This is a genomic window from Candidatus Competibacteraceae bacterium (assembly GCA_016699715.1).
Taxonomy (GTDB): domain Bacteria; phylum Pseudomonadota; class Gammaproteobacteria; order Competibacterales; family Competibacteraceae; genus Competibacter.
The window spans coordinates 2,486,792-2,499,873 of record CP065007.1; the positions used below are offsets into that span (position 1 = coordinate 2,486,792).

Sequence of the window (13,082 nt, forward strand, 5' to 3'; positions counted from 1 at the left end):
GGATGGCTTGCAATCCCGCTAAGGTTCTTCTGGGCCGTTAGCTCAATTGGTAGAGCAGTTGACTCTTAATCAATTGGTTGTAGGTTCGAGTCCTACACGGCCCACCATCTTTGATATCCAGCGTTGCCACAGTCCCCGCGCCATCCCTGCCAAACGGAAACCCGCTCCCTGTCTTGGGCGGCGTGTTGTCCTGTATACTCGCTGCTAACGACGGCAATCATGGCTTTGGGCGGGGTTCTTCTCGCCGTTGTTCCACGGCGACGCTGTCTTCTCGCGAAAGTGGCGGAACTGGTAGACGCGCTGGATTTAGGTTCCAGTGGGGTAACCCGTGAGAGTTCGAGTCTCTCCTTTCGCACCATTCATCGCCGCGCGCCCGCGGGATGGTTGCCCGGGTTCTGTTTTTTGAAAAACAGGCAGCGGGCGCGGGTGGCTCTCCCAATACAAACGATCAACAGATTTGAGGTGCATCGATGCAGGTTTCAGTTGAGAGGCTGAGCGATCTGGAGCGCCGGGTGACCGTGCAGGTCCCCGCCGAACGGCTCGCCAAGGAAATCCAGGAGCGCTTGCAGTCCCTATCCCGGCGGGCCAAGGTGGATGGTTTCCGTCCGGGCAAGGTGCCGCTCAAGTTGATCAAACAGATGTATGGGGATCAAGTACGGTATGAAGCCGTGAGCGAGGTGATGGAGCACAGCCTGCGCGAAGCGCTGCTTCAGGAAAAGCTAAGCCCCCTCGGCGGTCCGAAAGTCGAGCCGAAACCGCTGGAAGAAGGACAAGATCTCGAATATTGCGTCACCTTCGAAGTCATGCCCGAGTTTGAACTGGCCGGCTTTGAGAGTATTGCGATCGAGAGACCAGTGGCGGAGGTGACTGAACAAGATGTCGATAACATGATCGAAACCTTGCGCGAGCAGCGAGTCGCCTGGAATGCGGTGGAACGCATGGCCCGCGAAGGCGATCGCGTTCGGATCGATTTCTTGGGTCGGATCGACGGCCAGGATTTTCCGGGTGGCAAGGGTGAAAACACTGCCTTGGTGTTGGGCAAGGCGGCCATGCTCAAGGATTTCGAGGATCGACTGATCGGTCTGAGCGCGGGCGCGGAGAGCGAGTTCGACCTGGTGTTTCCAGACGATTATCACCTCGGGGACGTGGCCGGCAAGACCGCTCGTTTCCATGTCACGCTCCATGCGGTGGAAGAGGCCAGTCTGCCCGAGGTGAATGAGGCTTTTGCCGAAAGCTTCGATGTCAAGGAAGGAGGGATTGCCGGCCTCCGGCAATCGCTGCGCGACAATATGGAACGCGAGTTGCGCGATGGCATCAAAGCTCGGATCAAACGGGAAGTGATGCAGGGGCTGTTGGAAGCCAATGACATTCCGCTACCCCAGGCGCTGATTCAGTTTGAGATCGAGAATCTGGCCCGCCAGTTGCGTTTTCCGGCTGGCGGCGATGATGAAAAGATTCGCGAACTCAAGGAGCAACTGCTGGGATCCGAGGCGCGCCGGCGAGTCGCTTTGGGCCTGCTGGTTTCCCGCTTGGCGGCTGAGCAAGGGATCCAGGTCGACGATCAGCGGGTCCAAGATTATCTGCAATCCCTCGCCGCCACCTATCAGGAGCCGGCCGAGGTGCTGCGCTGGTACGGACAGACGCCTCAGGCGCTCGATGGCGTACGTGCGCTGGTGCTTGAAGACCAGATCGTGGACTGGTTGCTCGAACGGGTGCGGGTGACCGATAAATCCAGCACTTTCGCCGAAATCATGGCGCCCGGTAAACCGGCCGGATCCGTCGTTCAGGAGTCTTCCGAATGAGTGAGAATGGCACCTTCGCTGGCATTCAGGCCCTCAATCTCGTACCGATGGTGGTCGAGCAAACCGCGCGCGGCGAACGGGCCTACGATATTTATTCCCGTTTGTTGAAGGAACGGGTGGTGTTCCTGGTGGGGGCGGTCGAGGATTACGCCGCCAATCTGGTGGTCGCGCAACTGTTGTTTCTCGAAGCCGATAATCCGGATAAGGACATTCATCTCTACATCAATTCGCCGGGTGGTTCGGTCAGCGCCGGCTTGGCGATTTACGATACCATGCAGTTCGTCAAACCGAGCGTCAGTACCATGTGCGTGGGCCAGGCAGCCAGCATGGGCGCGTTGCTGTTGGCCGGCGGTGCGCCAGGCAAGCGTTTTTGCTTACCGCACTCACGCGTTATGATCCATCAGCCGCTGGGCGGTTTTCAGGGGCAGGCCAGCGATTTTGACATCCATGCCCGGGAAATTTTGCTGGTTCGAGACCGGCTCAACCGGATTCTGGCCAAACATACTGGTCAGCCCATTGAAAAGATCGCTGTCGATACCGATCGCGATAACTTCATGGGCGGCGCCGAGGCGGTGGAGTATGGTCTGATCGACGCGGTGCTGAACCAGCGTGTCCCGTTAAGCTGACGCAATTCGCGCGTGATTTCCGGCGTCGAGCCGACGTCTTAACTTCGAGCCGCGATACCCGCGGTCCCTATTGTGCGGTGAGTCACGGCACCCTATACGGATCCAACGATCGCGCGATGACGAGGAAGGCATTATGAGCAGAGATCGAAGTGACAGGAGCGACGACGACAAGCTGTTGTATTGTTCCTTTTGTGGCAAAAGTCAGCATGAGGTGCGCAAACTGATCGCGGGACCGAATGTGTTCATCTGCGACGAATGCGTTGAGTTGTGCAACGACATTATCCGTGAGGAGATGGAAGAGACGGCGCCCGCTGCTTCCAGCAAATTGCCTAAGCCACATGACATCAACCAAGTCCTTGATGAGTACGTCATCGGCCAGGAGCGCGCCAAAAGGGTTCTTGCCGTCGCCGTCTACAACCATTACAAACGGCTGGAGCTACAGCGCGCCGTCCGCGCCAAAAATGCTGAAGTAGAAGTTACCAAGAGCAACATTTTGCTGATTGGACCCACCGGCTCGGGTAAAACGCTGCTGGCCGAAACCCTGGCCCGGTTTCTGAACGTGCCGTTTACCATTGCCGATGCGACGACTCTGACCGAAGCGGGCTATGTCGGCGAAGATGTGGAAAACATCATTCAAAAACTGCTGCAAAAGTGCGACTACGATGTCGAGAAAGCCCAGACTGGCATCGTTTATATCGACGAGATCGACAAAATTTCGCGTAAGTCCGATAATCCCTCGATTACCCGTGACGTGTCGGGCGAAGGCGTGCAGCAAGCCTTGCTCAAGCTGATTGAGGGTACCATGGCTTCGGTGCCGCCGCAGGGCGGGCGCAAGCATCCCCAGCAGGAATTTCTGCAGGTGGATACCACCAACATCCTGTTTATCTGCGGCGGCGCCTTCGCCGGGCTGGACAAGGTCATTCGCAGCCGCTCCGACAAGGGAGGAATCGGGTTTTCGGCGGACGTCAAAAGCAAGGATGGTGGTAAGAACGTCGGCGAGGTGCTGATGGAGGTGGAACCGGAAGACTTGATCAAGTACGGTCTGATTCCAGAGTTCGTCGGCCGGCTGCCGGTGGTCGCCACATTGACCGAACTGGATGAAAACGCGCTGGTGCGGATTCTGACCGAGCCTAGGAATGCCGTCGCCAAACAATTCAACAAATTGTTCGAGATGGAAGGCAGCGAGCTGGAATTCCGAGAGGAAGCCTTGCGAGCGGTCGCCCGTAAAGCCATGGAGCGCAAGACTGGCGCTCGCGGCCTGCGCACTATTCTGGAGCATATCTTGCTTGACACCATGTATGACTTGCCGAGCATGCAGAATGTCAGCAAAGTGGTGATCGACGACTCCGTGGTCGAAGGTCACGCCAAACCGTATTTCATCTACGAGAACATCGAGCGGCGCGCGGCCGCGCACGATTGATCCACCCTGCTCCATTCTTGCCCGGCGTTCGCCGTCGGGCCGATCCACTCGGCCAGCTGTGCGCGACTTGGCGCGGTTGGGTGCAATTCCGCTGTTAGACAACAACCTCGCTGCGTCCGATCCGCTGGATCGCCCCGCCAATTTGCCCGGCTCAACCGCGGAGGGTCTGCCATGAAGCAGAACGAAACCAAGCTCGATAGTTTGCCCGATCATGCGCCGATGCCGGTATTGCCGCTGCGCGATGTGGTGGTTTATCCCCACATGGTGATCCCGTTGTTTGTGGGCCGGGAAAAATCCATCCATGCGCTCGACCTGGCCATGCAGGGCAACAAGCGTATTGTCCTGGTGGCGCAAAAGAGTGCCGAGATGGACGACCCGCAAAGCGACGATATCTACGCGATCGGGACGCTATCGAACGTCTTGCAACTGCTGCGACTGCCGGATGGTACGGTCAAGGTCCTGGTGGAAGGCAGTCAGCGGGTGGATATTCACCGCTTTACCGAAACCCAGGCCTGTTTCATCGCCGAGGTATCGTTGCTGGAGTCCGTGCTGGACGAGAACGAGTCACAGGAAATCCAGGCGCTGGCGCGCTCGCTGCTCAGTACCTTTGATCAGTATGTCAAACTCAATAAAAAAATCCCTGGCGAGGTGCTGACTTCCGTATCCGGCATCGACGATCCCAGCCGTTTGGCCGACACCATCGCCGCGCACATGGCGCTCAAGTTGGATGAAAAGCAGAAGGTGCTGGAAATACAGAACCTGCGCGAACGACTTGAGCATCTACTGGGTCTGGTGGAGGGCGAGATCGACATCCTCCAGGTCGAGAAGCGCATCCGTGGCCGCGTCAAGCAGCAGATGGAAAAAAGCCAGCGCGAGTATTATCTGAACGAGCAGATGAAAGCGATTCAGAAGGAGCTCGGCGAGCTGGAAGACGCACCCAACGAAATTGAGGAACTGGTGCAACGCATCGAAAAGGCCGGGATGCCCAAGGACGCCAAGGCCAAGGTGCAGGCGGAGCTGAACAAGCTGAAAATGATGTCGCCGATGTCGGCCGAAGCCACGGTGGTGCGCAACTATATTGACTGGCTGGTCAGCGTGCCTTGGAAAAAACGCACCAAGATTCACCATAATCTGAACTTGGCCGAGGGCATTCTGGAAGCTGACCACTACGGTTTGGAGAAGGTCAAGGAACGCATCCTGGAATATCTGGCCGTGCAGCAACGCGCGCGCAAGCTCAAGGGACCGATTCTGTGTTTGGTCGGGCCGCCGGGCGTGGGCAAGACTTCGCTGGGGCGCTCCATCGCCCGCGCCACCAATCGCAAGTTTGTGCGGATGTCGCTCGGCGGGGTGCGCGACGAGGCGGAAATCCGCGGCCACCGTCGCACCTACATCGGCTCGATGCCGGGCAAGATCGTCCAGAATCTGGCTAAGGTGGGTGTGCGCAACCCATTATTTTTGTTCGATGAGATCGATAAGATGTCGATGGACTTCCGTGGCGACCCCTCGTCGGCGCTGCTGGAGGTGTTGGACCCCGAGCAGAACAACACCTTTAACGACCATTATCTGGAAGTGGATTTCGATCTGTCGGACGTGATGTTCGTGGCGACCGCCAACTCGCTCAACATCCCGCCGCCGCTGCTAGACCGCATGGAAGTGATTCGGATCCCCGGCTACACCGAGGACGAGAAGCTCAATATCGCGGCCCGCTATCTGGTGGCCAAACAGGTTGCCAACAACGGTTTGCGCAAGGAAGAACTGGAAGTCACCGAGGCCGCTCTCCTCGATATCATTCGGTTTTATACTCGTGAGGCCGGCGTGCGCAATCTGGAGCGGGAGGTCGCCAAAATCTGTCGCAAGGTGGTCAAGGAAATTACCCTGAAACCGGCCGATGGCAAGATCGTGGTTATGCCCGACATGCTGGACAAGTATTTGGGCGTACGCCGATTCCGCTACGGTTTGGCCGAGGAGCGGGATCAGGTCGGTCAGGTGACCGGATTGGCCTGGACCGAGGTTGGAGGTGAACTGCTCAGTATCGAGGCGGTTCTGGTGCCGGGTAAGGGCAAGTTGATTCATACCGGACAATTGGGCGAGGTGATGCGGGAGTCCATTCAGGCGGCGGTGACCGTGGTCCGCAGCCGTGCGGAGGAACTGGGCGTCGATCCGGAGTTCCATCAGAAATACGATCTGCATATTCATGTACCGGAGGGAGCGACACCCAAGGATGGTCCCAGCGCTGGGATCGGCATGTGCACGGCGCTGGTGTCGGCGTTGACCCGGATTCCCGTGTGTTCCAGCGTGGCCATGACCGGCGAGATCACCCTGCGTGGCGAGATTTTGCCGATCGGTGGACTCAAGGAAAAACTGCTGGCGGCGCACCGGGGCAGTATCGCAACGGTGCTGATTCCAGAAGATAACCGGAAGGATTTGGTGGAGATCCCGGAAAACATTTTGGCCAAGCTCGATATACGGCCAGTCCGCTGGATCGAGCAGGTGCTGGAAATCGCTCTGCGGTCTTTACCCGTCACTCAATCCCAGGATGGAGTAGAGGAGGAGACGGCGACGGCGGCGACAGCCAAGGCTGGCAATGCCTTGGAAAACGTGCGTGCCCACTGAAATCGCCGGGCCAATTGACAGTGCTTCGAACGCCCTGTTATAAAAGTAAAATTGCCATTATACGCTTGATGCGGCTAGCGTGAGCCCTGCTCCGATACCGTACAGGTCAAAAACGCACAAGACTGCACAGGAAGGGGGATCCATGAATAAGACTGAACTGATTGAAACCATCACCCAAGCGACCGATCTCTCCAAAGTGGCGGCTGGCAAGGCGGTTGACGCCATGTTGGCGGCCATTGGTAAATCCCTGCAAGGTGGAGACACCGTGGTATTGACGGGCTTCGGCACATTCTCGGTGCGGGAACGTCCGGCCCGAACCGGGCACAATCCAAAAACCGGCGCGGCGATGGAAATCAAGGCCAGTAAGTCTCCAGTTTTCAAGGCTGGTAAAACCCTCAGGGACGCGATAAAATAAAAGGCCTTTTTCCGAGGGTGCTTAGCTCAGTTGGGAGAGCATCGCCCTTACAAGGCGAGGGGCGGGGGTTCAAGTCCCTCAGCACCCACCAGTTTTGGATGCCGGAGCGGTAGTTCAGATGGTTAGAATACCGGCCTGTCACGCCGGGGGTCGCGGGTTCGAGCCCCGTCCGCTCCGCCAGATTTTACTGTATTCTCGTTGTATCTTGTCCGATTGGTCCCATTTGGAGCGGTAGTTCAGATGGTTAGAATACCGGCCTGTCACGCCGGGGGTCGCGGGTTCGAGCCCCGTCCGCTCCGCCAAATGTCCAGGGGTGTCGTTCAGACACCCTTTTTTCATGGGCGCTCGCCGCGCGCCGCCTCCATTGCGTTCCGAGCGATCCGATCTAAAACCGGGTAACCGCCATGCTGCTACAGAAAATCCGCGACCATGCCCAGGGCTGGTTCGCCTACACCATCATCGGGTTGCTGACCGTTCCATTCGCCTTATGGGGCGTCAATCAATATTTCGAATCCGGTGGACCCGCGGATGCCGCCGTGGTGAGTGGCAGCAAAATCTCTCTGCAGGAATTTCAGCGGGCCTACCAGCAGCAACGCCAGCGTATGCAGGCCGCGTTGGGCGGTAACGCCGATCCGGCCCTGCTGGAAGGACCGCGCATCAAACAGCAGGTGCTGGGGCAGTTGATCGACGAACGGGTGTTGAACCAGTTGGCCCACGACCAGGGGCTTCGCATCGGTGACCAGCAGTTGCATGATGCATTGGTCGCGTTGCCGGTATTCGAGCAAAGCGGTGGGTTCAACAAGGATCTGTACGAGCGGTTGTTGCGCAATCAGGGGTATACCCCGGCGGCGTTCGAGGAAGGGATGCGGCAATCGCTGGCAACCGCCCAACTGCGTGACGGCGTCGTGGCGTCGGCCTTGGTCACTCCAGCCGAATTGACACAAGTGATCGCCTTGCTCAAACAGCAGCGCGACCTGCAATACACGGTGCTGTCGCTGGAAAAATACCTTGCCGAGGCCAGTGTGGACGATGCGGCCATCCAGGATTATTTCGAGAAGAACAAGGACCGTTTCGTCACTCCCCAGCAGCTGCAATTGCAGTTCATCGAACTGAAACTGGCGCAAATCGCCGAGGGTATCGAGATCGGCGAGGAGGAGTTGCGGACGAGCTACCAGGAGCAGATTGCCAAATATGCTCGGCCCGAGGAGCGCGTGGCTTCGCATGTTCTGGTCAAGTTGCCGCCGAACGCCGCCGAGGCCGAGGTGGAAAAGGCCCGTGCCAGAGCGGGGCGGATTGCCGACAACATGCATTCCGGCGCCAAGAGTTTTGATCAGGTTTTGCAGGAGGTGCAAGCCGATCAATCCGGCGAGTTGGAGGGTGGTGAGTTGGGTGCGATCACGCAAGGCATGTTTGCCAGCCCCGCGTTCGAGAACGCCTTGTACGCCATGAAGAAGCCTGGCGAAATCAGCGATCCGGTGCAAATGCCGTCAGGGTTCCACATCATCCGCCTGGACAGCATCACCGCGGCGCAAGTCAAGCCGTTCGAGGAGGTGCGCGAGGATGTAGCCAAGGAGTTGCGCCATCAACAGGCCGAGAACCGTTTTTACGAAATCAGTCAAACGCTGACCAATCTGAGCTACGAACATCCCGACAGTTTGGAGCCGACGGCCAAGGCATTGGGTATGCCGGTACGAGAGAGCAACTGGTTCAGCCGCCAGGGTGGGGAAGGGATCGCCGCCAACCCCAAGGTGGTCGACAGTGCGTTTGGCGATGATGTGCTCAAGCGTGGCCTGAACAGCGAACCGCTCGAACTGGAGCCGGGGCATGTGGTGGTGCTTCGGGTGAAAGAGCACAAGGACGCCACCCCACGTTCGCTGGAGGAATCGCGCGAGGACATCGCCAAGCTACTGCGCCAGCAGAAAGCCCGCGAAGCCCTCGCCAAGAGTGTCGAGGCGCTGAAGGCGCGCGCCGCCAAGGGCGAGCACTTGCAAGCGCTAGCGGCGGAATTTGGCGGAGAGTACAAAAATGTCGGGCTGGTGGGTCGCGATGCCGCGTCGGTGGACAGTACGATACTGGCCGCCGCGTTCCGCCTGCCGCAACCGCAAGCCGGCCAGGTGGCGCTGGGTTCGACGGTGCTGGCCAGCGGCGATCAGGCCGTGTTCGAAGTCGCGCGGGTAGTGCCCGGCCAGCCGGATGCGCTGACGGAAGACGAGCGCAAGGCGCTGGGGCAACAATTGGGTCAGCAAACCGGATCAGGGCAGTTCACGCAATTGCTGGATAGCCTACGGGCCAAGACCAAGGTCGTGGTTTATTCCGAGCGGTTGTGAGCGCATCGGCGCTCGAAGGCGTGCCCGGTCACCCGTTGAGGTCAGCGTGGCCCGTGGCTCGCTTATTCTAGGGCTCCCAGCGCGACGGTGTTGAAGCCGCCGTCCACGTACACGATCTCACCGGTGATGCCCGAGGCCAGATCGGAACAGAGGAAGGCCGCCACGTTGCCGACTTCCTCGATGGTGACGCACTTGCGCAAGGGCGCAACATGCTCGAAGGTATCCAGCATCTTGCGGAAATTTTTGATGCCGGACGCCGCCAGGGTGCGGATCGGTCCGGCGGAAACGGCGTTGACCCGAATCCCTTCCGGTCCCAGCGTCTGGGCCAGATAGCGAACGCTGGCGTCCAGACTGGCCTTGGCCAGGCCCATGACGTTGTAGTTGGGCACCGCCCGCGCTCCGCCCAGATAGGTCATGGCGATCAACGCGCCATTCCGTCCCTGCATCAACGGCCGGGCGGCCTTGGCCAGCGCCGCGAAGCTGTAGGCGCTGATGTCATGGGCAATGCGGAAATTTTCGCGGCTGATTCCCTGCAGAAAGTCGCCTTCCAGCGCCTCGCGCGGGGCGTATGCCAAGGAATGCACGATGATGTCCAGTCCGTCCCAGTGCTGCTGGAGCGCCTCGAACAGGCCGTCGATGTCGGCATCGCGTTCCACCTCGCAGGGAAAGGTGAGGGTACTGCCCAGCTCGGCGGCCATCTTCTCGACCCGAGGCTGCAACTTGTCGTTCTGATAGCTAAAAGCCAATTCGGCGCCTTCCCGGCGCATGGCTTGGGCGATGCCCCAGGCGATGGAACGGTTGCTGGCGACACCCATGATCAGGGCACGTTTGCCGGCGAGAAAGCCCATGGAGAACTCCTGTGGTGTTTTGGTATCGTTTAAATCGTGGTCAGATTAACGAACTGTAAAGGATAATGCATGGCGCGCGCAAAATTCCATTTCACTCCGTGGCTGGCCGCCGGCTTGCTGATTTTAGGAAGCTGCCTGCCACCGGCCGTTGCGTTTGGATCGCCCGCGCACGGCATCGCCCTGCACGGCCAACCGAAGTACGGAGCCGATTTCACGCACTTCGACTACGTCAACCCGAACGCGCCCAAGGGTGGCGAGGCGCGTTTCGCCGCCATCGGCAGCTTCGATACCTTCAACCCGTTCAATATCAAAGGCCAGCCGGCCGCGGGTATCGGCCAGTTGTTCGAGAGCCTGCTGACCGGCAGCGCCGACGAGCCGTTCAGCGAGTACGGTTTGATCGCCGAGAGCGTGGAACTGTCCGAGGATCGCGGGTCGGTCACCTTCGCGCTTCGGCCCCAGGCGAAATTTCACGATGGCAGCCCGATCACCGCCGACGATGTGCTGTTTTCCTTCGAGGCGCTCAAAAGCAAGGGCAGTCCGTTTTTCCGTTTCTACTACGCCAATGTCGCCAAGGCCGAGAAGCTGGACGAGCGGCGGGTAAAATTTACCTTCGCGCCCGGCGAGAACCGCGAACTGCCGCTGATCATGGGTCAGATGCCGGTGCTGTCGAAAAAGTATTGGCGGGACCGCGACTTCGGCGCGACGACTCTGGAGATACCGGTGGGCAGTGGCCCGTACCGGATCGAACGCTTCGAGCCGGGGCGCTTCATCGTCTACCAGCGCGATGAAAACTATTGGGGCAAGGATCTGCCGGTCAACCGGGGGCGATACAACATCGACCGGTTGCGCTACGACTACTACCGCGATGTCACGGTGGCGCTGGAGGCGTTCAAGGCCGGTTCCTACGATTTGCGGGTGGAGAACGTCGCCAAGCAGTGGGCAAGCGGTTACGACTTCCCGGCGCTGACCAAGGGCTTGGTGAAGAAGGAAACCTTTTCCAACCAAATGCCGTCGGGAATGCAGGGCTTTGTCTACAATTTGCGCCGACCACTGTTCCAGGACCCCAAGGTCCGCGAGGCGTTGGCCTATGCCTTCGATTTCGAATGGAGCAATCGGAACCTGTTTCACGACCAGTACAAGCGAACCCGCGGCTATTTCGATAACTCCGAGCTGGCGGCGCGCGGCCTGCCCTCGTCGGAGGAACTGGCGCTGTTGGAGCCGCTACGTCAGGATCTGCCACCACGGGTGTTCACCACCGAGTATCAGCCGCCGGTGTCGAACGATGATAGCCAGTTGCGCGCCAACCTGCGCCGGGCGCTGGAACTGCTGCAAGAGGCGGGCTGGACCTTTCGCGATCGCAAGCTGGTCAACGCCAAGACCGGCGAGCCGTTTCGCTTCGAACTGCTGATCGACGATCCGACCTGGGAGCGGATCGGGCTGCCGTTCGCCCGCAACCTGGAACGCTTGGGTATCGAGATGAGCGTGCGCACGGTGGATTCGGCGCAATACGAAAACCGGGTGCGCGATTTCGATTTCGACATGGTCGTCAACGTCTGGGGTCAATCGCTATCGCCCGGCAACGAGCAGCGCGAGTTCTGGAGCAGCGCCGCCGCCGGTCAGCCGGGTAGTCGCAACATCGCCGGCCTGAAGAATCCGGCGGTGGATGCGTTGGTGGATCAGGTTGTCGCCGCCCCGGACCGCGCCAGTCTGGTGACGCGGGTACGGGCGCTGGATCGGGCGTTGCAATGGAATTTCCTGGTCATTCCACACTGGCACATTCCCTATGCCCGAATCGCCTTTTGGGACAAGTTCGGCTATCCGTCGGTGACACCGTTGCAAGGCGTGCAATTGGATACCTGGTGGATCGATCCCGCCAGGGCGGCGGCGCTGGTCGGGAACGAGACCACCGGTAAGCCGTAATCCGCATCATGTTCGCCTACATCCTTCGCCGCCTGGCGCTGATTCCCCTGACCCTGCTTGGCATCATCGCCATCAACTTCGCCATCGTGCAGATCGCGCCCGGCGGGCCGGTGGAGCAATTGCTGGCGCAACTGAAAAATACCGCCGTGGCCGCCACCGCTCGGGTGGGCGGTGGCGAAAGCGCGGAGGCGGGACGCGGCAACGCGGCGACGGGTGGGAGTAGCGCCTATCGCGGCGCCCAGGGATTGGACCCGGCTTTCGTGGCGGAATTGAACCGCCAATTCGGTTTCGATAAGCCGGCTTATGTGCGGTTTGGCCTGATGGTTCGCGATTACCTCACCTTCGACCTCGGTAAGAGCTACTTCCGCGATCGGGAGGTATGGGAACTGGTGGTGGATAAATTGCCGGTGTCGATTTCCTTGGGGGTGTGGAGCACTTTGCTGATTTATGTGATTTCGATTCCCCTGGGCATCGCCAAGGCGGTGCGCGACGGCTCGCGCTTCGACGTGCTAAGCAGCGCGGCGGTGATCGTGGGCTATGCGATACCCGCGTTCCTGTTCGCCATCCTGTTGATCATCCTGTTTGCCGGCGGACGCTATCTGGACTGGTTTCCGCTGCGGGGGTTGGTGTCGGACAACTGGGTGGATTTGAGCTGGCCGGCGCGGATCGTGGATTATTTTTGGCACTTGACCCTGCCGGTCACGGCGATGGTGATCGGCGGCTTCGCCTCGCTCACCATGCTGACCAAAAATGCCTTCCTGGACGAAATCAACAAGCAATACGTGGTGACCGCCCGCGCCAAGGGTCTGAGTGAACATCGCGTGTTGTACGGGCATGTGTTCCGCAATGCCATGTTGCTGGTGATCGCCGGCTTTCCCGCCACGCTGGTCGGCATGCTGTTCACCGGCTCCTTGCTGATCGAGGTGATTTTTTCGCTGGACGGGCTGGGCTTGCTGGGATTCGAGGCCGTGGTCAACCGGGATTATCCGGTGATGTTCGGCTCGCTCTACATGTTCAGCCTGATCGGTTTGTTGCTGAATCTGGTCAGCGATCTGAGTTATCACCTGGTCGATCCGCGCATCGATTTTTCGGCGCGGTGAGCGCGGCGTTT

Annotated in this window: 9 protein-coding genes and 5 tRNA genes; 13 read left to right on the top strand and 1 reads right to left on the bottom strand. The window is 59.4% G+C overall.

Annotated features, from left to right (window positions below; genetic code table 11):
- Nucleotides 1–31: 31 nt before the first annotated feature.
- From IPM89_11135 to IPM89_11185, 11 genes are all read left to right on the top strand, one after another.
- Nucleotides 32–107 (top strand) — tRNA-Lys (locus tag IPM89_11135).
- 166 nt (nucleotides 108–273) lie between these two features.
- Nucleotides 274–358 (top strand) — tRNA-Leu (locus IPM89_11140).
- 112 nt (nucleotides 359–470) lie between these two features.
- Nucleotides 471–1,802: a trigger factor gene (locus IPM89_11145; GenBank protein ID QQS53434.1), complete on the top strand. Its 1,332-nt coding sequence runs from the start codon at nucleotides 471–473 to the stop codon at nucleotides 1,800–1,802.
- Nucleotides 1,799–2,428 (top strand): ATP-dependent Clp endopeptidase proteolytic subunit ClpP, encoded by a 630-nt coding sequence (gene clpP, locus IPM89_11150; protein QQS53435.1) that lies wholly within the window; start codon nucleotides 1,799–1,801, stop codon nucleotides 2,426–2,428. Before IPM89_11145 ends, clpP begins: the two co-directional genes overlap by 4 nt.
- A 133-nt stretch (nucleotides 2,429–2,561) precedes the next feature.
- Entirely contained in the window at nucleotides 2,562–3,848 is a 1,287-nt protein-coding gene (clpX, locus tag IPM89_11155; protein QQS53436.1) for an ATP-dependent Clp protease ATP-binding subunit ClpX, read from the top strand.
- 171 nt (nucleotides 3,849–4,019) lie between these two features.
- Entirely contained in the window at nucleotides 4,020–6,461 is a 2,442-nt protein-coding gene (gene lon, locus IPM89_11160) for an endopeptidase La (GenBank protein QQS53437.1), read from the top strand.
- 142 nt (nucleotides 6,462–6,603) lie between these two features.
- Nucleotides 6,604–6,876, top strand: coding sequence for an HU family DNA-binding protein (locus tag IPM89_11165; GenBank protein QQS53438.1), 273 nt, complete (start codon nucleotides 6,604–6,606; stop codon nucleotides 6,874–6,876).
- A 15-nt stretch (nucleotides 6,877–6,891) separates the two neighbouring features.
- Nucleotides 6,892–6,967 (top strand) — tRNA-Val (locus tag IPM89_11170).
- A 12-nt stretch (nucleotides 6,968–6,979) separates the two neighbouring features.
- Nucleotides 6,980–7,056, top strand: a tRNA-Asp gene (locus IPM89_11175).
- Between the two features lie 45 nt (nucleotides 7,057–7,101).
- Nucleotides 7,102–7,178, top strand: a tRNA-Asp gene (locus IPM89_11180).
- A 102-nt stretch (nucleotides 7,179–7,280) separates the two neighbouring features.
- Nucleotides 7,281–9,203: a SurA N-terminal domain-containing protein gene (locus IPM89_11185; protein ID QQS53439.1), complete on the top strand. Its 1,923-nt coding sequence runs from the start codon at nucleotides 7,281–7,283 to the stop codon at nucleotides 9,201–9,203.
- Nucleotides 9,204–9,265: 62 nt separating this feature from the next.
- Here IPM89_11185 and IPM89_11190 read toward each other — a convergent pair whose 3' ends face one another.
- Nucleotides 9,266–10,051 carry an enoyl-ACP reductase gene (locus IPM89_11190; GenBank protein ID QQS53440.1) on the bottom strand — a complete coding sequence of 262 codons (786 nt, stop codon included), beginning with the start codon at nucleotides 10,049–10,051 and terminating at the stop codon, nucleotides 9,266–9,268.
- A gap of 69 nt (nucleotides 10,052–10,120) precedes the next feature.
- Here IPM89_11190 and IPM89_11195 point away from each other — a divergent pair, with 69 nt between their 5' ends.
- On the top strand, nucleotides 10,121–11,971 hold the full coding sequence (locus IPM89_11195; GenBank protein QQS53441.1) for an ABC transporter substrate-binding protein: 1,851 nt from the start codon (nucleotides 10,121–10,123) through the stop codon (nucleotides 11,969–11,971).
- Between the two features lie 8 nt (nucleotides 11,972–11,979).
- Nucleotides 11,980–13,071 carry a microcin C ABC transporter permease YejB gene (locus IPM89_11200; GenBank protein ID QQS53442.1) on the top strand — a complete coding sequence of 364 codons (1,092 nt, stop codon included), beginning with the start codon at nucleotides 11,980–11,982 and terminating at the stop codon, nucleotides 13,069–13,071.
- Nucleotides 13,072–13,082 lie beyond the last annotated feature (11 nt).

Excerpts from the sequence above, each read along its gene's own strand:
- IPM89_11200 (QQS53442.1), top strand. The coding sequence starts at position 11,980 with ATGTTCGCCTACATCCTTCGCCGCCTGGCGCTGATTCCCCTGACCCTG.
- lon (QQS53437.1), top strand. The coding sequence starts at position 4,020 with ATGAAGCAGAACGAAACCAAGCTCGATAGTTTGCCCGATCATGCGCCG.
- clpX (QQS53436.1), top strand. The coding sequence starts at position 2,562 with ATGAGCAGAGATCGAAGTGACAGGAGCGACGACGACAAGCTGTTGTAT.
- clpP (QQS53435.1), top strand. The coding sequence starts at position 1,799 with ATGAGTGAGAATGGCACCTTCGCTGGCATTCAGGCCCTCAATCTCGTA.
- IPM89_11165 (QQS53438.1), top strand. The coding sequence starts at position 6,604 with ATGAATAAGACTGAACTGATTGAAACCATCACCCAAGCGACCGATCTC.
- IPM89_11185 (QQS53439.1), top strand. The coding sequence starts at position 7,281 with ATGCTGCTACAGAAAATCCGCGACCATGCCCAGGGCTGGTTCGCCTAC.
- IPM89_11195 (QQS53441.1), top strand. The coding sequence starts at position 10,121 with ATGGCGCGCGCAAAATTCCATTTCACTCCGTGGCTGGCCGCCGGCTTG.
- IPM89_11145 (QQS53434.1), top strand. The coding sequence starts at position 471 with ATGCAGGTTTCAGTTGAGAGGCTGAGCGATCTGGAGCGCCGGGTGACC.
- IPM89_11190 (QQS53440.1), bottom strand. The coding sequence starts at position 10,051 with ATGGGCTTTCTCGCCGGCAAACGTGCCCTGATCATGGGTGTCGCCAGC.